Genomic DNA, 17,035 nt, shown 5'->3' on the forward strand with positions numbered 1-17,035 from the left:
GGAAGCGCGGACGGCGTGGGGAATCGACACCGCCGTGCGAAGTGGACGCGCCGGCGTGGGACATCCCCTGATCCAGGCGCCCGATGTTCCCCCGATTTCCGTCGTGAATGGACGGTCTCGCGGGGCGAAAGGGGGTGCTCTGCCATTTGGCTCTGTACAGGGTATTGGGGTCCTGTTGGGATGGCCGCATGTACAACGCCATTGTGATAGGTGGTCGGTGTGCCGGGGCGGCCGTGGGCACGCACCTGGCCCGGCGGGGACTCCGGGTGTTGGTGGTGGACCGCTCGCGGTTTCCCAGTGACGTGCTGTCCACGCATTTCATCTGGCCGCACGGCGCCTCCTACCTGAACCGGCTGGGCGTGCTGGAGAAGGTGCGCGCCGTGACGCCCGCGCACACCGAGGTCACCGTCGTCAACGACGGCATCGCCTTGCGCGGCAGCGTGCCCGAAGAGCTGCTGCGCAACCAGTTCCGGCTGCTGCACGACGACGACAGCGGGATCACCGCGGAGTACTTCTCGGTTCGCCGGCACGTGCTGGACAAGCTCCTGGTCGACAACGCGATCGAGGCCGGTGTGGAGTTCCGCGAGGGGTACACCGTCAAAGAGCTCTTACAAGACGAAGACGGGACGGTCATCGGCATCAAAGGGCGGGACGGCACGGTCGAACGCGCGCAGGTCGTGATCGGGGCCGACGGGCGAAACTCTTTCGTGGCCCGCGCCCTCGGGCTGGAGAAGTTCGACGAGCGACCGCGCTGCACCTTCGCCTACTGGAGCTACTTCAGCGGCATCCCCGACGCCGACGCGCAGATCCACCGCCGCGGCAGGCTCGGCATGGCGATGGCCTCCACCAACCACGGGCAGACCATGGTGCTGACGTGGGGCCCCAGCGAGTGGGCCGCGGACTTCCGGGCCGACGTCGAGGGCAACTTCCACCGCGCGCTCGGGCTGATCAGCGGGGAGGCGGCGGACACCGTGGCGCGGGCGCGACGGGAGGAGCGCTTCTACGGCACGCTCGACCAGGCCGCCTTCCTGAGGCGGCTGCACGGGCCCGGCTGGGTGCTGGTGGGCGACGCCGAGTCGTTCAAGGACCAGTGCACGGCGCTCGGGATCACCCACGCCCTGCGCGACGCGGAGCTGGCCGCGGAGGCGGTCGGCCGGTGGCTCGGCGGCGAGACCGACCGGGACACCGCCATGGCCGGGTACGCGGCCAAGCGGCGCAGCCAGACCGCCGCGGCCTACTACGACTACGTGTGCACGCTCGCCGAGATGAAGCCGCTGCGGCACGACGAGCTCCAGCTGTTCGCGATCCTGCGCGGCAACCAGGCCGAGATCGACCGCTTCATCGCCACCCACGTCGACGTGGCACCGGTCTCCGAGTTCTTCGACCCGTCCAACGTGTTCCTGCTCAACGACACGGCCAAGGAGTCCTCGCGCGACCACGGCGCCTTCACCGACTTCGAGGCGACCTACCGCGAGCACCAGCGGAACCCGTTCTCGCGCGTGGCGGCGGAGGCGACCCGATGACCGGCACCCTGGCACACCAGCGCGAGGACGGCGAGGTCGTCGCCGCGCTCATCGCCGCGGCCGACGCCGCCGGCACCGACCCGGTCGCCGCGGCCAAGGCGGTCGCCGCGGCCGCGCGCGAGGTGTCCGACATGATGCGCAACTGGGCGAGCCACATCCCGTGGGAGGACCTGGAGGAGCTGGACGCCCTCCCGGCGGACGAGGTGGTCCGCTTCTTCGACGAGGACTACCCGGCGGTCCGCGCCGACCTGGAACCGATGTGGGAACCGGCGACGACGGCCGCGCCCGCGATCGACCCCGACGAGGACTACGCGCTCGACAAGAACGCCTACGACTTCTTCCGGCCCGTCGGGGCCAACCTGCTGCGCCGCACCGAGGAGTTCCACGGCTGGGTGGAGGCGCGCAGGCGCACCGAGACCTGGCAGTACTCCCGGGTCCTGGAGGCGGCGCCCGGCGGGTTCGCGACCATCACCAACGACCAGAGCAAACCCGCCCGGGGCATCAACTTCAACTCCCAGGACTACCTGTCGTTCAACGCCCACCCGGAGATCCGGGAGGCGGCGGTCCGGGCGATGCGCGACTTCGGCCCGCACAGCGCCGGGTCGCCGATGGTGCTGGGCAACACCCGCATCTCCGACGAGCTGGAGGCCGCCCTCGGCGAGCTGGTCGGCCTGGAGCACGTGACGCTGTTCTCCAACGGGTGGTCGGCGGGGTTCGGCACCGTCACCGGCCTGGTCCGGCAGGAGGACCACGTCCTCATCGACCGCCTCGCCCACTCGTGCCTGCAGAGCGGTGCCCGCGCGGCGACGAGGAACATCACCCGCTACACCCACCTCGACGTCGAGGCCGTGCGCACCCACCTGGCCCGCATCCGCGCCACCGACACCCACAACGGCATCATGGTCATCACCGACGGCCTGTTCTCGGTGGACGCCGACTGGCCGGACGTCGCCGCGCTGCAGGAGGTCTGCCGCGCCCACGACGCGACCCTGCTGGTCGACGTCGCCCACGACCTGGGCTCGATGGGCCCCGGCGGCACCGGCGTCCTGGGCATGCAGGACATGCTGGGCGAGGTCGACCTGGTCATGGGCGCGTTCTCCAAGACCTTCGCCTCCAACGGCGGTTTCGTCGCGGCCAGGTCGCCCGCGGTCAAGCAGTACATCAAGATGTTCGCCGGGTCCCACTTCTTCTCCAACGCCCTGTCGCCCGTGCAGACCGCGGTGGTGCTCAAGGCGGCGCAGATCATCCGCACCGACGAGGGCGACGCCCTGCGCGCGCGGCTGTTCGCCGCCATCCACGCGCTGCGCGACGAGCTGACCACGCGCGGGTTGACCTGCATGGGCTCGCCGAGCCCGATCGTGCCGGTGCTGATCGGGAACGAGAAGCTGGCCCGCACGGTCAACCGCCTGCTGTTCGACCGCGGCGTGCTCGCGTTCATGGTCGAGTTCCCGGTCACCCCGACCGGCGCCTCGCGCTTCCGGCTGCAGGTGCAGGCCGCGCACGAGCCGGAGCAGGCCAGGGCGGCGGCCCGCGTCATCGACGAGGCGCTTCGCGACGCCAAGGAGTACCTGTCCAGCGCGTTCGGCAACTCGTTCTAGCGGAACGGGGCGCTCGTGGCCTGCACGGGCGCCCCCGCCCGCCGCACCGACCACAGGCCGGCCGGTTTGGCCACCTGCCGGCCGGGTAGCCGCCCGCCATGTCCGAAGCAGACGACGCACCGCTCAACCCCGAAGCACCGCACGCGCCGGGCACGCCCGACCTCGACGACCTGGACGTCCCGGAGCCCGACGTGCCCGAGCCGGCGCGCGAGGCGCCCGACTCGCAGGACGTGCGGGAGGGCGCCGCCGCGGTGGAGCCGCCGGACTGAGGACCCCGGACGCGGGGACGCCCCCGGTCCACCCGCACGGGGGAAGAACGGCGGGACCGGGGGCGCGATGGGGGGTCGGCGCGGCGGTCGCCTCTCGGCGAGTGGCACGACGCGGCTCCAGCCGAACGGTGTTCCGCGAAGGCGATGTGGGTGAGGCCCGGGGGACGCGGACCGCACCGACCGCCTCATACAACAGCCGCCGCCCGGTCCGCTGTTCCCCGCGGGAGGTGTCCTCGGTCTCACCCGGGCGACGCGTGCCGCCGGCCGGCGCGGTGCGCGGCCCGCCCACCCCGTGGCCGGTCGGCGCGGAGCCCGCGGGTGCGCTCGCGGCGGGCCGGCTCGGCCACCCGCACCCCGACGCGCTCCCGGAGAGCGCGGGGACGGCTCGCCGGCGGCGACGACCAGGTCCGCGTCCGCCCGCCGCGCCCGCTCGCCCGCCGCGCCCGCCTCGCCGCCCGGCAACCACGAACCCGCCACCGGCCCCTCCTCCCACCGTGCGGGTGGAGGGCTGCCCGCGCGCCGCGGCACCGGAGGGGCGGCCGCCGACCCGGAACGCGCGGGCACCACGGGGTTTGGGGATTTTTCCCGCGGGTAGGGGCCAGGGCCGGAGGTACCGTCGGTTCACCCGCCGGTGGACACCGGCAGCTGCGGAGAATCGTCCAGGTCGAGCACCGTGCTCGAATGACACGGCCGTGGCCTCCGATGACGAGGAGAGCCCACATGCACGAGCACACCAACCCACGTCTCACAACCGTCGGACTCGACCGCGGCATCTCGCTGGTGGGCATGTCCGGTGCCCTCGACGCGGCGTCGCACCGGCAGGTCGCGGCCGAGCTGGACGCCGTTTTCGACATGCGCCCGGCGGGGATGCTGCTGGACCTGCGCGACGTCGACTTCCTGGGTTCGGCCGGCATCGCGCTGCTGCTCAACGCCCACCACCGGGCCGGCCGGGCGGGCATCCCGTTCGCCGTCGTCGCGGACGGCCGCCCCGTGCTGCACCCCCTGCGGATGAGCCAGGTCGACGGGGCGCTGCCGCTGTACCCGACGGTGGACGGCGCGCTCGCCGCGCTGCGGCTGGTCTGGGCCTGACCCCGCCGTCACCGGCCTCCCCGCGGCGGTGACGACCGGCGTTCGCCGGCGGGCGCGGCGAAGTCGCGGGGGCGGAAGCGCCCGGCGCGCAGGTGGTGCTCGATCTGTTCGAGGCTGTGGCCGGTGAGCTCGGGCATGCGGCGCCGGACGAAGGCGAACGCGGCGACGTTGAAGCCCGCGTAGAGCCACATGGTCGGGCCGGGGCCGATGGCGTCGACGACGGTGAGCAGGGTCAGGGTGATGAGCAGGTTGGTGCTCCACAGGGCGGTGGCCTGGGCGCTGGTGCCCGCGCTGCGCACGGCCAGCGGGTAGATCTCCGAGCCGGTGAGCCAGCCCATCAGCTGCAGGCCGCCCGCGTTGAAGAACATGAAGGCGACGAGGCAGGCGACGATGAACGGGGTGCTGTCGCGCCCGCTGTGCCCGGTGGCGAACAGCGCGCCGAGCACGGCCAGGCTCACCGCGGCCCCGGGCACCATCACCAGGGTGAGCCTGCGCCTGCCGACGCGGTCGACGATCGCCAGCCCGACGACCATCATCACCAGGTAGGTGACGCCGAGGGCCACGCTGACGCGCAGGGCCGCCGTGGTGGAGAACCCGTTGTCGGTGAGGATGGTCGGCGCGTAGTAGATGATCATCTCGATGCCGCTGAGCTGCGTGAACACCGCGATGCCGCAGCCCACGACCAGGGCGGGGCGCACCCACGCCCGGCGCAGCCCCGACCAGCCGCGGTCGCGCGCGCCCGCCTGCCGTTCCCGGTCCTCCAGGTCGACGATGCCGCGCAGCTCCTCCTCGACGTCGGCGCCGTCGGCCCGCACCCGGCGCAGGGTCCGCCGGGCCGCGTCGCGGTCGTCCCGCTTGACCAGCCACCGGGGGCTCTCGGGCAGCTTCAGGGTGAGCAGCAGCATGAGCAGGGCCGGCCCGGCGGCGGCTCCGATGGACACGCGCCACGGCACGCTCTCGGTCGCGCCGACGAGGGTGGAGATGACGATCCCGACGCCGATGCCGAGCTGGAAGGTCAGCACCAGTCGGCCCCGGCGGGCTGCGGGCGCCAGTTCGGCGATGTACATGGGCACGGTCTGGGTCGCGCCGCCGACGGCGAAGCCGAGCACGACGCGGCCCAGCGCCAGGGTCACGGCGGTGGGCGCCACCGAGCACAGCAGGGCGCCCGCGGCGAACACCCCGGAGATCAGCAGGACGGTGCCGCGCCTGCCGCGCCGCTCCGACAGCTCGCTGCACGTCAACGCGCCGAGCACCGCGCCGAGCAGGATCGCCGAGGCGATCACCTGCTCCATCCCGTTGCCGGTGGCGAAGTCGCGGCGGACCTGGAGCAGCGCGCCGGAGATGATGCCGGTGTCGTAGCCGTACAGGAGCGACGAGGTGGCGGAGACCACGGCCGCCGCCACCACCGGGCCCGTCAGGCGGGCGGGCGCGCAGGTGGTGCCGGACGCCATCGCAGCCTCCCGGTCGGTCCGCGGACGCGGCGAGTACCCGGGCGGGGACGCGGAAAACGGCGGGGAGGGCGAATCCACCCGCGAGTGGCCGGAGGGGCGAAACCCCGGTCGCACCGGTGGAAGTGCGGCGGGTGGCCCGCGCGGGGTGCCGAGGGTCACCCCGTGTCGCTCGAACGGGTTGTTTTTCCGGAAAGGCCAGTGGTATCCGGCCCAGACCCGACGACGGCACCTGCCGCGGTGGCGCCACCGCCGGGGATCGACAGCAGTTCGGCGAAGCAGACGCCGGGCCCGCCTTCGCGGCGGCCGGGCGCTCGGCGACCCGGTCGCCGACCGTCCACGCGGTACTCGCAGGTCCGGGGTGGACCTGTGGTGGCCGCGCCCGAACCCTGTGAGGAAAGCGCATGTCCGACACACCAGCGGCTGTTCCGCTCGCCAACGACCTCACCGCGCTCGACCCGGCCACCGGGCTGCGGTTGCCCGCCTACGACCGCACGCGCCTGCGGCCCGCGGTCGTCCACTTCGGCGTCGGCGGTTTCCACCGGGCCCACCAGGCCGTCTACTTCGACCAGCTCGCCGAGCTGGGGTTCACCCAGTGGGGGGTGATCGGCATCGGGATGCACCGTCCCGAGATGGGCGAGGTCCTCGACGCGCAGGACAACCTGTTCACCGTGGTCCAGCGCGGTTCCGGGGACGGCGAGGCCAGGGTGGTCGGCAGCATGGTCGAGTACCTGCTGCTGGCCGACGACCCCGACGCCGTCCGCGAGCGGCTGGCCGACCCGGCGATCCGGCTGGTGACGCTGACGGTCACCGCCGACGGCTACCGCGTCCCCGACGACCCCGGTGAGGCACGCGACTCGGTGTTCGGCCTGGTGGTCGACGCCCTCGACGCCCGCCGCCGCGCCAACCACGCCCCGTTCACCGTGCTGTCCTGCGACAACCTGCCCGACAGCGCCGCCGCGGCGCGCGAGGCGACCGCCGCGCTGGCCCGCGGGCGGGACCCGGGGCTGGCCGCGTGGATCGCCGAGCGGGTCACCTTCCCGGGCAGCATGGTCGACCGCATCACGCCCACCACGACGCCGGAGGACCGCGAGGAGGTGGAGCACGACTTCGGGGTGGACGACCGGTGGCCGGTGATCACCGAACCGTTCCGCCAGTGGGTGATCGAGGACGCCTTCTGCAACGACCGGCCCCCGCTGGACCGGGTGGGGGCGCGGTTCGTCGACGACGTGGCGCCCTACAAGCTGATCAAGAGCAGGCTGCTCAACGGCACCCACTGCGCGCTGGGCTACCTCGGCCACCTGGCCGGGCACCGCAGCACCGACGGGGCGATGGCCGACCCCGCGGTGGCCGGTTTCGTCGAGCGCCTGATGCGCACCGAGATCGCCCCGCTGCTGCCCGCCGACGTGCCCGGCATGGACCTCGGCGACTACTGCGGCACGCTGCTGGAGCGCTTCCGCAACCCGGCCATCTCCGACCCGCTCTCGCGGCTGTGCCGCCGCGGCTCGACCAAGGTGCCCGACTACCTGCTGCCCTCGCTGCACGACGCCCGCGCCCAGGGCGGCCCCCGCGTCCTGCTGACCTTCGCCGTGGCCACCTGGCTGCGCTACCTGCGCGGGGTCGACCTGCGCGGCGAGCCGATCGACGTGCAGGACGCCCGCGCCGGCGAACTGCGCGAGGCGGCCGAGCGCGGCGGTGACGACCCCCGCCCGCTGCTGGACCTGACCGACGTCTTCGGCGACCTGCGCGACGACGCCGACTGCGTCGCCGACCTGCGCCGGTTCCTGACCGCCCTCGACCGCGACGGCCTGCCCGCCGCGGTGACCGCCCTGTCGCGCTGATCCCGGGAGACCCATGAGCACCCCCGACCTGACCGGCACCACCACGCTGCTGCTCGACGCCGACGGCACCCTGTTCCCCTCCGAGGAACCGGCCTTCGACGCCTCGGCCCGCGTCACCAGGGAGTTCGCCGACCGGTTCGGGCTGACCGGCGACTTCTCGCCCGGGCACCTGCGCCGCACCACCACCGGCAAGAACTTCCGCACCACCGCCGGCGACCTGCTCGCCGCGGCCGGGGTGACCGCCGACCCGGACGAGCTGGAGCGGTGGGTGCGGCGGGAGCAGGACGAGGTCTCCGCGCACCTGGGCCGGGTCCTGCGACCGCGGCCCGACGTGCTGGCCGCCCTGTCGGAGCTGCGGCGGCACTACCGGCTGGCCGTGGTCAGCTCCAGCGCGCTGGCCCGCCTCGCCGCCTGCTTCACCGCCGCGGGCCTGGACGACCTGCTGCCCGCGGACGTGCGCTTCAGCGCCGAGGACAGCCTGCCGACCCCCACCAGCAAACCCGACCCCGCCGTCTACCTCCACGCCCTCGACCGGCTCGGCGTCGGCCCCGGGCAGGCCGTGGCGGTGGAGGACTCGGCCACCGGGGCGGGCTCGGCGGTGGCCGCGGGCATCACCACCGCCGGCATCGTGCAGTTCGTCCCCGACGACGAGCGCGCCGACCGCGTCCGGGCGCTCGACCGGGCGGGCGTCGCCCGGGTCGTGCGCTCCTGGGAGGAGCTGACCCGGCACCTGCTCGACGACAGCCTCGCGGTGCCGACGTGAACGGGCGGCGGCGCTCCCCGGCGGTTGCGTGGGCGAGCACCGACCTGCGGACGGCCCCGCTGCCCCGGGAGGGCGAGGGGCCGCGGCGGGGCGCGCCGGCACCGCGCGGGCGCCGGTCGCTGGCCGGCTACCTGCTCGTGCCGCGCCCCGGGGACGCGGTCAAGGGCCTGCTCGTGCCGGTCGCGTTCGGGCTGGGCGCGCTGGGGGTCGGGAGCCTCGACCGGGAGGCGGTGGTCCGGGCCGCCGTGGTGTGGGGAGCGCTGGAGCTGCTGGTGTACCCGGCGCGGTACCAGTGGAACGACGTGCGGGGGTTCGCCGCCGACCAGCGCCACCCCGGTGAGCGGGACCGGGGGCGCCTGCCCGGCCCGCTGAGCCGCGCCCGGCGCAACGTGGCGGCCAGCGTCGCCGCGGCCCTGGCGAGGCTCGCCGCCGTCGCGTGCCTGCCGCTGCTCCTGCCCGGACTCCACCTCGGCGGGGTGCTGGCCGCCACCACCGCGGCGGTGTTCGGCGTCGCCGCGGTCTACGAGGCCCTGCGGGCGCGCTGCACGGGCCGCACGGGGCACGTCCCGCCCGCCCCGGGGCCGGGCCTGGTCGCGCTGTGGGTCGTCGTCGGCGCGGGCTACGCCGTGCGCGGGACGGCGGGGCTGGCGATGGCCGTGGACCTCGGCGGCCACCCCGGTGCGGCCGTGGCCGCCGTCGTGGCGCTGTGGGCGTTCGGCATCGCGTTCGTGACCGGCAGGTGGGCGCTGGAAGCCACCGCCTTCGCGCGGGTCGACCGCGGCCGGCTGGTGTGGGCCGCGCGCGCCGACCAGGCCCGGGAGCACCTGCTGGGCCTGGTGCGCTGGCTGCCGTCGCCGCCCGCCGGGCAGGACCCCGCGGACTGGGCGGCCCTGCGGGGCCGCACCCCGCCGGCGGCACCGTGGAACCTGGCGCTGGTGGTGTCCGCCGCGGCCGCGGCCCTGACCGGGCGGCTGCTCACCGGTCCGGCGCCGGCCGCGCACGCCGTCGTGGCCGCGGTGGTCGGCGGCGTGGCGGCGCTGGGCGCGGTGCTCGTGCCGCGGGGGCGCGTGGCGGTGGTGCTCGCCGGTGCGGCGGTCCAGCTCGCGGTGCTGGTCGCGGCGGGTGCGCCGCGCCCCCCGGCGGCCGTGCTGCCCTGGGTCGCGGTCATGGCCGCCTACCTGGTGTTCAGCGCCGGGAGCCGGAGCACGGTCGGCGCGCCGACCCGGCTGGCCCGGTCCGCCGCGGCGGCCGCCCTCGCCCCCGTGGCCCGCGCCGTGGTCGGCCGGGCCACCTGGCAGGTCCTGCGCGGGGCGGAGCGCCGTGGACCCCGATGAGCTGCTGTCCGTCGCCCGCGAGGCCGCGCTGGAGGGGGCGCGGACGGCGATGTCGTGGTGGGGCGGCGAACTCCTCGTCGAGGAGAAGGCGGGTCCGGACGACCTGGTCAGCCAGGCCGACCGCGACACCGAGCGGGTCATCCGGTCGGTGCTGGCGCGGCACCGCCCCGACGACGGCGTGCTCGGCGAGGAGGACGGCGCCACCACCGGCACCGGCGGCGTCCGCTGGATCGTCGACCCCGTCGACGGGACGACGAGCTACCTCTACGGGCGGTCCGACTGGGCGGTCAGCGTCGCCGCGGCGGACGCGGCCGACGGCAGGCTGCTGGCCGGTGTGGTGGTCGAGCCGGTGACCGGCCGGGTCACCGAGGCCCGGGCCGGCGGCGGCACCTCGGCGGACGGGAGGCCGGTCCGGCGCCTCGCGCGGCGGGACCTCTCCCGCGCCCTGGTCGAGCTCAACCTCGGCCGCCCGCCGCAGCGGGTGCTGGCCGGTCGCGTGGTCGACGCCCTCGTGCCCCGCGTGCGCGACGTGCGCCGCGGTGGCAGCGCGGCCGCGGCGCTCGCCCGGGTGGCCACCGGTCGGGCGGACGCGGTGTGGGCGCCCGGCCTGCAGCCCTGGGACTGCGCCGCAGGCGTCCTGCTGGTCCAGGAAGCGGGCGGGACGACCGGCGACCTCGACGGCCCCGCGCCGGGCACCTGGCCGGCCAGCGGCGACGTGCTGGCCGCGGCGGGCCCGCTGTGGACCGCCCTGAGGGAGGTCCTGGCCCCGGTGTGGGCATCGGGGCCGGCCTGACACCGGCGATGCGGGGCGCACCGCGCGCCCGACCGACCCCGGAATTCGAGCACCCTCGTTCTGACCTGCGATGATGCCGCTCACCCAGGGGTGCGCGACGATCCTGTCGCACCGCCGCCGACGAGTCGACCGGGGCGGTAAAGATCCATTCGGCCCAATTCCAAACGCGATCCTGGTCACAATCCCTTCTCCTGCGACGGCCGCGATGTCTTCATGGCAGGGCTGCCGCGTGCCGGGGCCCGCGGCGTCCGCGCCCACCCGAACGAGATCAGGTTGCTTTGCGATGAGGATGATCCTGGACACCGACCCGGGCAACGGCGTCCCCGGTGCGGACGTCGACGACGGCCTGGCCATCGGGCTCGCCCTGAGGTCACCGGAGATCGAGCTGGAGGCCATCACGGTCGTGGCCGGGAACGTGGCCGTCGACCGGGGCGTGCGGGGCGCGCTGGAGGTCCTGGAGGCCGCCGGCGCGACGCACGTGCCGGTGCACCGGGGCGCCTCGCGACCGCTGGTGCAGGACCCGACCGCGTGGCGGGCGCGGCTCGACGGCCGCCGCGACGAGGAGTCCGCGCGCGAGCACTGGCGGCACCTGCCCGTCTCCCGCACGGCCCTCGCCGCCGACCCCACCCCCGCCGCCCGGGTGCTGGTGGACCGCGTGGACGAGCGGCCGGGTGAGATCACGGTGCTGGCGATCGGACCGCTGACCAACATCGCCACCGCCATGGCGATCGACCCGGAGTGGTCGCAGAAGATCAAGCAGCTCGTCGTCATGGCCGGCGCGTTCGACGTGCCCAACGTGCTCCACGAGCTGAACGCCGCCTACGACCCCGAGGCGACGCACGTCGTGCTCAACAGCGGTGCGCCGCTGCTCATCGTCCCGCTCGACGTCACCCTGCGCACCTTCATGCGCCTCGGGGACGTCGACCGGCTCGACGCCGCGGGCACGCCCCTGGCGACCTACCTGGGCCGCACCGCCCGCCCGTGGATCACCTGGCTGGCCGAGCGCTTCGGGGAGGACGGGTGCGCGCTGCACGACCCGCTCGCGCTCGCGGCGCTGCTCGACCCCGCCGTCATCGGCACCCGCACCGCCCGCGTCGACGTCGAGCTGAGGGGCAGGCTGACCCGCGGGCGCATGGTCTCCTGGGACGACGAGGTGCTGCGCGGCGACCTGGAGCTGCCCGACCTCAGCCCGGTGCTGATCGCGGACCGCGTCGACAACGACCTGTTCATGCCGCTGCTGCTCGACCGCCTCACCTCCTGACCCGCCCCACCTCCTGACCCGCCCCACCGCACTCGCGCAGACCCCGGTCCGCCGGATGGACGACCCATGCCGCTGCTCAACGCCCGCACCCTCGCCGACCACGCCGCGCGCGTGCCGGTGCCCACCTACGACCGCCGCCGCGTCCGCACCGGGATCGTGCACTTCGGCGTCGGCGGCTTCCACCGGGCCCACCAGGCCGTCTACCTGGACGAGCTGATGCGCCGCGGGCAGGCCCTCGACTGGGGGATCTGCGGCGTCGGCCTGCTGCCCGGGGACCGCGCGATGCGGGACGTGCTCGCCGCGCAGGACCACCTCTACACCGTGGTGGTCAAGCACGCCGACGGGACGCGCGAACCGCGCGTCATGGGATCGGTCGTGCGGTACCTCTACGCCCCCGACGACCCCGCGGCCGTGGTGGACCGGCTGGTGGACGAGGCGACCCGCGTCGTGTCGCTCACCATCACCGAGGGCGGGTACAACGTCGACCCCGCCACCGGGCGCTTCGACGCGGACAACCCCGCGATCCGGGCCGACCTGGCGCCGGGCGCGGTGCCGAGGTCGGTGTTCGGGCTGGTCGTCGAGGCACTGGTGCGCCGCCGGGAACGCGGCCTGCCGCCGTTCACGGTCGTGTCGTGCGACAACCTCGCCGGCAACGGGGACGTGGCCCGGGACTCCTTCACCGCCTTCGCCGCCCTGCGCGACCCCGGGCTCGGCGAGTGGGTGCGCCGGGAGGTCCGCTTCCCCAACTCGATGGTCGACCGCATCACCCCGGTGACCACGGACGCCGACCGCGCCGGCCTCGCGCGCGACCACGGCGTCGAGGACGGGTGGCCCGTGGTGTGCGAGCCGTTCGCCCAGTGGGTGCTGGAGGACTCCTTCACCGCCGGCAGGCCCCCGCTGGAGGAGGTGGGCGTCCAGCTCGTCGCCGACGTCGAGCCGTACGAGCTGATGAAGCTGCGGCTGCTCAACGCGGCCCACCAGGTGCTGTGCTACCTCGGCGCCCTGGTCGGGTACCGGTTCGTCCACGAGGTCTGCCGGGACCCGCTGTTCGCCGCGTTCCTGCTGCGCTACCTGGAGCGCGAGGCGACCCCGACGCTGCGACCGGTGCCCGGCGTGGACCTCGACCGCTACCGCCGCGGGCTGCTGGAGCGGTTCCGCAACCAGGAGGTGGCCGACACCCTCGCCCGGCTGTGCGCGGACACCTCCGACCGGGTACCGGAGTTCCTCCTGCCGGTCGTGCGGGACAACCTCGACGCCGGCGGGGAGGTCGACCTCGCCGCCGCCGTCGTGGCGGGCTGGGCCCGGTACGCCGAGGGCGTGGACGAGCGCGGCGAGCCGATCGAGGTGGTCGACCGGTTGCGCGAACCGCTCGCGGCCGCCGCCCGCCGGCGCGACGACCCGCTGGCGTTCCTCCGCCGGCGCGAGGTGTTCGGCGACCTCGTCGACGACCCGCGGTTCACCGCGCCCTACACCCGCGCCCTGGAGGCGTTGCGCACCAGGGGGGCACGGGCCCTGCTCGGGGAGCTGGTCGCCGCGCCGGCCTGCGCCTGACCGGCGCACCCGACCCGCCGCGCGCACCGCCGCACCGACTTCCGCGCGGTCGCCGTCGACGAACACCGCCGCGCCCGGCATTTCGCCGGCGTCGGCGCGGGATATGGCAACGCTCACCAGAGCTAAAGAAATCCGCTCCGGTTTTAGCAATCGACAATGCCTTCGACGGTCCGCCGGCCCGGTTGTGCGAAACTTTTTCGCGCCTTCTTGACCGGCCGTGTGCCATGAGCCACAGTCTGATGAACGTGGCAGGTGTCGCGGTAGCGATGTCACGCCCCCCGTGCGAACCCCGTGCCCAGGGGATCGCGAGTTTGGATTGTTAACGCTAACAACAGAGTCGACCACCCCGCCTCAAAGAAGAGGAGCACGCCCATGGCCGGATCAGGCCACCCGCCCACCGCCGTCCCACGACCCCGCGGGCGCCGCCTGGCCGGTGTCGTCGCCGTCGTCGCCGCGCTGCTCGGCGGGCTCGTGGTCGCGCTCGGCGCGGCACCCGCGTCGGCGGCGACCGTGGACACCACCGCGTGGTACGTCCTGGTCAACCGCAACAGCGGCAAGGCGCTGGACGTCTACAACCTGGCCACCAACGACGGCGCGCGGATCACCCAGTGGACCCGCAACGACGGCAACCAGCAGCAGTGGCAGTTCGTCGACTCCGGCGGCGGCTACTACCGGCTCAAGTCGCGCCTCTCGGGCAAGGTGCTCGACGTCTACAACCTCTCCACCGCCGACGGCGGCGCGATCGTGCAGTGGACCGACAACAACACCACCAACCAGCAGTTCCGGCTGGCCGACTCCGACGGCGGCTACGTGCGCCTGATCAACCGCAACAGCAACAAGGCGGTCGAGGTCCAGGGCGCGGCGACCAACGACGGCGGCAACATCGTCCAGTACACCGACTGGGGTGGCGCCAACCAGCAGTGGCAGCTCGTCCGGATCGGCGGGACCGGCCCGACGACCACCACGACCACCTCGCAGGGCGGCTCGTGCTCCCTCCCGTCGAGCTACCGCTGGACGTCGACGGGCTCGCTGGCGAACCCGAAGTCGGGCTGGCTCGCGCTCAAGGACTTCACCGCCGTCAACTACAACGGCAGGCGCCTCGTCTACGGGTCGACGGTCAACTCGTCCGGGCAGTACGGCTCGATGAACTTCGGGACGTTCACCAACTGGTCGGACATGGCCTCGGCCAGCCAGAACGGGATGAACGCCGGCACGGTGGCGCCGACGCTGCTCTACTTCGCCCCGAAGAACATCTGGGTGCTGGCCTACCAGTGGGGCCCGACCGCGTTCAGCTACAAGACCTCCACCGACCCGACCAACCCGAACGGGTGGTCGGCGGCGCAGCCGCTGTTCACCGGCAGCATCTCCGGTTCCGGCACCGGCCCGATCGACCAGACGCTGATCGGTGACGGCACGAACATGTACCTGTTCTTCGCCGGTGACAACGGCAAGATCTACCGAGCCAGCATGCCGATCGGGAACTTCCCGGGCAACTTCGGCTCGTCGTACACGACGATCATGAGCGACTCGACGAACAACCTGTTCGAGGCGGTCGAGGTCTACAAGGTCCAGGGCCAGAACCAGTACCTGATGATCGTCGAGGCGATCGGGGCCAACGGCCGCTACTTCCGGTCGTTCACCTCCAACAGCCTCAGCGGCTCGTGGACCCCGCAGGCCGCGAGCGAGGGCAACCCGTTCGCGGGCAAGGCCAACAGCGGTGCCACCTGGACCAACGACATCAGCCACGGTGACATCGTCCGCACCAACCCCGACCAGACCAAGACCATCGACCCCTGCAACCTCCAGTTCCTCTACCAGGGCAAGAACCCCAGCGCCGGCGGCGACTACAACCTCCTGCCCTGGCGGCCGGGCGTGCTGACGCTCCAGCGCTGACCGCCTGACGCGGGTACACCCCGGCCGGCGCCCCCACCCCTCACCGGGTGGGGGCGCCGGCCCGTGAGGTGGTCGAGGTCGGTCATGTGGCGGCGATGTCCAGCTTCCCGATCCTGTTGCCGGTCAGCAGGCCGAACCAGACGGCGCCGGGTTGGTGGACGTTGATGTCGCAGGGGTAGGAGGCCGACGACGGCGTGCTCCACATCCGGACCTCGTGGGTGACGGGGTCGAACCGGGCGACCTGGTTGCCCAGGCCGAACAGCGCCGGGAAGCTGACCGAGAAGTAGATGTCGCCGTCGCTCGCCTCGGCGATCGGTCCCGGCATCGGCAGCGGGTTGCCGATGCTGCCGACGCCCAGCCCGTTGAGGATGCCGGTGAGCAGGCCGCCCACGCCCAGCAGCGGGTACTCGGTGATCTGCCCGCCGGCGGGGTCGATGCGGGCGATCTTCATGCCCAGGGCTTCACCGACCCAGATGGTGCCGTCGGCGGCGGTGCGCACGCCGACCGGGAACGAGGCCGGCGTGGGCATCGAGTACTGGGTGAACGCGTGGGTGTCCACGTCGAGCGTGGCGACCTTGTTCAGCTGCGGCAGGTCGAACACCACGGTGCGCCCGGGACCCGGTTTGATGATGCCGAACAGCGCCCCGACCTGACCCAGGACTTCGCCGGGCACGCGGTACTTGCTCCACGCCCCGGTGGCCGGGTCGTAGCGGCCGATGGAGTCCAGCCCGCCGAGGGTGAACCACAGCGCGCCGTCCGGCCCGAGGGCGAGGTCGTTGGCCAGCCCGACCCCGCTGTGCAGCGGGATGCCCAGCGGTTGGAGGGTGAAGGCACCCGCCCACGGCAGCGGGAACTCGGTCATGGAGCCGTCGGCGGTGTCGACGCGCAGCAGGCTGTTGCCCGTCACCTGGGGCATCCACAGGTCGCCCGCCGGGTCGAGGTCCATGCCGCCGGGCACGGACAGCGGCATCGGCGTGGAGAAGTTGGCGAACTGCCCGGTGGCCGGGTCGAACCGGGCGACCTGGCTGCTCAGGTACTGCTCGACCCACAGCGCCCCGCCGGGGTCGAACTCCACCTCGCACACACCCCCGACGGGCAGCGACGAGGGGACCGGGCCGTACTCGGTGATCGGCGTCGCCGCGCCGGCCGGGACCGGCGCGAGCACCAGCACCGCGGCGACCACCGGCGACAACTTCCGCGGTGCTGATCTCATGGCCACTCCCGGGATCGGCTGTCCGGCCACACCAGGTCTTCACAGAGTAAAGCTCTTCGGCCATCGGGTGAGATGGGTAAGCACCCGAACGGCCCAGTCGCCCTGTCGGGTTCTCGCCACGGACCGGAGACGGTCGGACCGGGTGGCAGAGATCCGGTCGAGCCGGACGTCTTGCGGCAAGCGGAACACCACGGGTAGCCGATCACGGCGGGACGGTGCGCACGTCGCGCATTCCTCAGGTAGGCGCGAACCGAAATCCCGCCACACGAAGGACAAGGCCGCTCCGACTGATCCCGGAGGAAGTTCCCCTCCCGCCCGAGGGTCTCGATCTCCGGGGGCGTGAAGCGCGTGATCTGCTTCATGAACCCGTCCTTCGCCGGAAAAAGCCGAGCCGAGGGCTCGCGCGGTGAGTCGTCGGCGGGGACGGGAGTTCCCGCCAACGCCCGTTCCCGCCGCATC

General features: G+C 73.7%; 13 protein-coding genes. 11 read left to right on the plus strand and 2 right to left on the minus strand.

All coding sequences use genetic code 11. The annotated features are described in order from the left end of the window. Nucleotides 1-188: 188 nt before the first annotated feature. The 4 genes from EKG83_RS13595 (at nucleotide 189) to EKG83_RS46840 (ending at nucleotide 4,479) form a co-directional block, all read left to right on the plus strand. On the plus strand, nucleotides 189-1,523 hold the full coding sequence (locus tag EKG83_RS13595) for an NAD(P)/FAD-dependent oxidoreductase (RefSeq protein WP_033430849.1): 1,335 nt from the start codon (nucleotides 189-191) through the stop codon (nucleotides 1,521-1,523). Beyond that, complete coding sequence (locus EKG83_RS13600) at nucleotides 1,520-3,121, plus strand: aminotransferase class I/II-fold pyridoxal phosphate-dependent enzyme (RefSeq protein WP_033430850.1); 1,602 nt, start codon at nucleotides 1,520-1,522, stop codon at nucleotides 3,119-3,121. The genes EKG83_RS13595 and EKG83_RS13600 overlap by 4 nt, the downstream gene beginning before the upstream one ends. 98 nt (nucleotides 3,122-3,219) lie before the next feature. After that, nucleotides 3,220-3,390, plus strand: a complete 171-nt coding sequence (locus EKG83_RS13605; RefSeq protein ID WP_153278051.1) for a hypothetical protein — start codon at nucleotides 3,220-3,222, stop codon at nucleotides 3,388-3,390. Nucleotides 3,391-4,110: 720 nt separating this feature from the next. Further along, the gene (locus EKG83_RS46840; protein ID WP_051765645.1) at nucleotides 4,111-4,479 is read left to right on the plus strand and encodes an STAS domain-containing protein; all 369 of its coding nucleotides are present in this window, start codon (nucleotides 4,111-4,113) and stop codon (nucleotides 4,477-4,479) included. Nucleotides 4,480-4,487: 8 nt separating this feature from the next. On the opposite strand, the gene EKG83_RS13615 is transcribed toward EKG83_RS46840, so the two are convergent. Beyond that, nucleotides 4,488-5,930: a sugar porter family MFS transporter gene (locus EKG83_RS13615; protein ID WP_051765647.1), complete on the minus strand. Its 1,443-nt coding sequence runs from the start codon at nucleotides 5,928-5,930 to the stop codon at nucleotides 4,488-4,490. Between the two features lie 401 nt (nucleotides 5,931-6,331). Between EKG83_RS13615 and EKG83_RS13620 the strand changes: the two genes are divergently transcribed. From EKG83_RS13620 to EKG83_RS13650, 7 genes are all read left to right on the plus strand, one after another. After that, complete coding sequence (locus tag EKG83_RS13620) at nucleotides 6,332-7,768, plus strand: mannitol dehydrogenase family protein (protein WP_033430851.1); 1,437 nt, start codon at nucleotides 6,332-6,334, stop codon at nucleotides 7,766-7,768. Between the two features lie 13 nt (nucleotides 7,769-7,781). Then, the gene (locus tag EKG83_RS13625) at nucleotides 7,782-8,531 is read left to right on the plus strand and encodes an HAD family hydrolase (RefSeq protein WP_033430852.1); all 750 of its coding nucleotides are present in this window, start codon (nucleotides 7,782-7,784) and stop codon (nucleotides 8,529-8,531) included. Beyond that, on the plus strand, nucleotides 8,528-9,865 hold the full coding sequence (locus EKG83_RS13630) for a hypothetical protein (protein WP_033430853.1): 1,338 nt from the start codon (nucleotides 8,528-8,530) through the stop codon (nucleotides 9,863-9,865). Before EKG83_RS13625 ends, EKG83_RS13630 begins: the two co-directional genes overlap by 4 nt. Further along, nucleotides 9,852-10,658, plus strand: coding sequence for an inositol monophosphatase family protein (locus EKG83_RS13635; protein WP_033430854.1), 807 nt, complete (start codon nucleotides 9,852-9,854; stop codon nucleotides 10,656-10,658). Before EKG83_RS13630 ends, EKG83_RS13635 begins: the two co-directional genes overlap by 14 nt. A 283-nt stretch (nucleotides 10,659-10,941) precedes the next feature. Beyond that, nucleotides 10,942-11,919, plus strand: coding sequence for a nucleoside hydrolase (locus EKG83_RS13640; protein WP_033430855.1), 978 nt, complete (start codon nucleotides 10,942-10,944; stop codon nucleotides 11,917-11,919). Between the two features lie 66 nt (nucleotides 11,920-11,985). Then, entirely contained in the window at nucleotides 11,986-13,470 is a 1,485-nt protein-coding gene (locus EKG83_RS13645; RefSeq protein ID WP_033430856.1) for a mannitol dehydrogenase family protein, read from the plus strand. A gap of 372 nt (nucleotides 13,471-13,842) precedes the next feature. Next, nucleotides 13,843-15,363, plus strand: coding sequence for a non-reducing end alpha-L-arabinofuranosidase family hydrolase (locus EKG83_RS13650; RefSeq protein ID WP_153278053.1), 1,521 nt, complete (start codon nucleotides 13,843-13,845; stop codon nucleotides 15,361-15,363). Nucleotides 15,364-15,445: 82 nt separating this feature from the next. Here EKG83_RS13650 and EKG83_RS13655 read toward each other — a convergent pair whose 3' ends face one another. Beyond that, nucleotides 15,446-16,576, minus strand: coding sequence for a Vgb family protein (locus EKG83_RS13655; RefSeq protein WP_033430920.1), 1,131 nt, complete (start codon nucleotides 16,574-16,576; stop codon nucleotides 15,446-15,448). Nucleotides 16,577-17,035: the final 459 nt, after the last annotated feature.

The sequence above is a fragment of the Saccharothrix syringae genome, assembly GCF_009498035.1.
GTDB classification, from domain to species: Bacteria; Actinomycetota; Actinomycetes; order Mycobacteriales; family Pseudonocardiaceae; genus Actinosynnema; species Actinosynnema syringae.

Bases quoted from the DNA above. Each gene is read 5' to 3' on its own strand.
- EKG83_RS13595 (WP_033430849.1), top strand. From the start codon at position 189: ATGTACAACGCCATTGTGATAGGTGGTCGGTGTGCCGGGGCGGCCGTG.
- EKG83_RS13600 (WP_033430850.1), top strand. From the start codon at position 1,520: ATGACCGGCACCCTGGCACACCAGCGCGAGGACGGCGAGGTCGTCGCC.
- EKG83_RS13605 (WP_153278051.1), top strand. From the start codon at position 3,220: ATGTCCGAAGCAGACGACGCACCGCTCAACCCCGAAGCACCGCACGCG.
- EKG83_RS46840 (WP_051765645.1), top strand. From the start codon at position 4,111: ATGCACGAGCACACCAACCCACGTCTCACAACCGTCGGACTCGACCGC.
- EKG83_RS13615 (WP_051765647.1), bottom strand. From the start codon at position 5,930: ATGGCGTCCGGCACCACCTGCGCGCCCGCCCGCCTGACGGGCCCGGTG.
- EKG83_RS13620 (WP_033430851.1), top strand. From the start codon at position 6,332: ATGTCCGACACACCAGCGGCTGTTCCGCTCGCCAACGACCTCACCGCG.
- EKG83_RS13625 (WP_033430852.1), top strand. From the start codon at position 7,782: ATGAGCACCCCCGACCTGACCGGCACCACCACGCTGCTGCTCGACGCC.
- EKG83_RS13640 (WP_033430855.1), top strand. From the start codon at position 10,942: ATGAGGATGATCCTGGACACCGACCCGGGCAACGGCGTCCCCGGTGCG.
- EKG83_RS13645 (WP_033430856.1), top strand. From the start codon at position 11,986: ATGCCGCTGCTCAACGCCCGCACCCTCGCCGACCACGCCGCGCGCGTG.
- EKG83_RS13650 (WP_153278053.1), top strand. From the start codon at position 13,843: ATGGCCGGATCAGGCCACCCGCCCACCGCCGTCCCACGACCCCGCGGG.
- EKG83_RS13655 (WP_033430920.1), bottom strand. From the start codon at position 16,576: ATGAGATCAGCACCGCGGAAGTTGTCGCCGGTGGTCGCCGCGGTGCTG.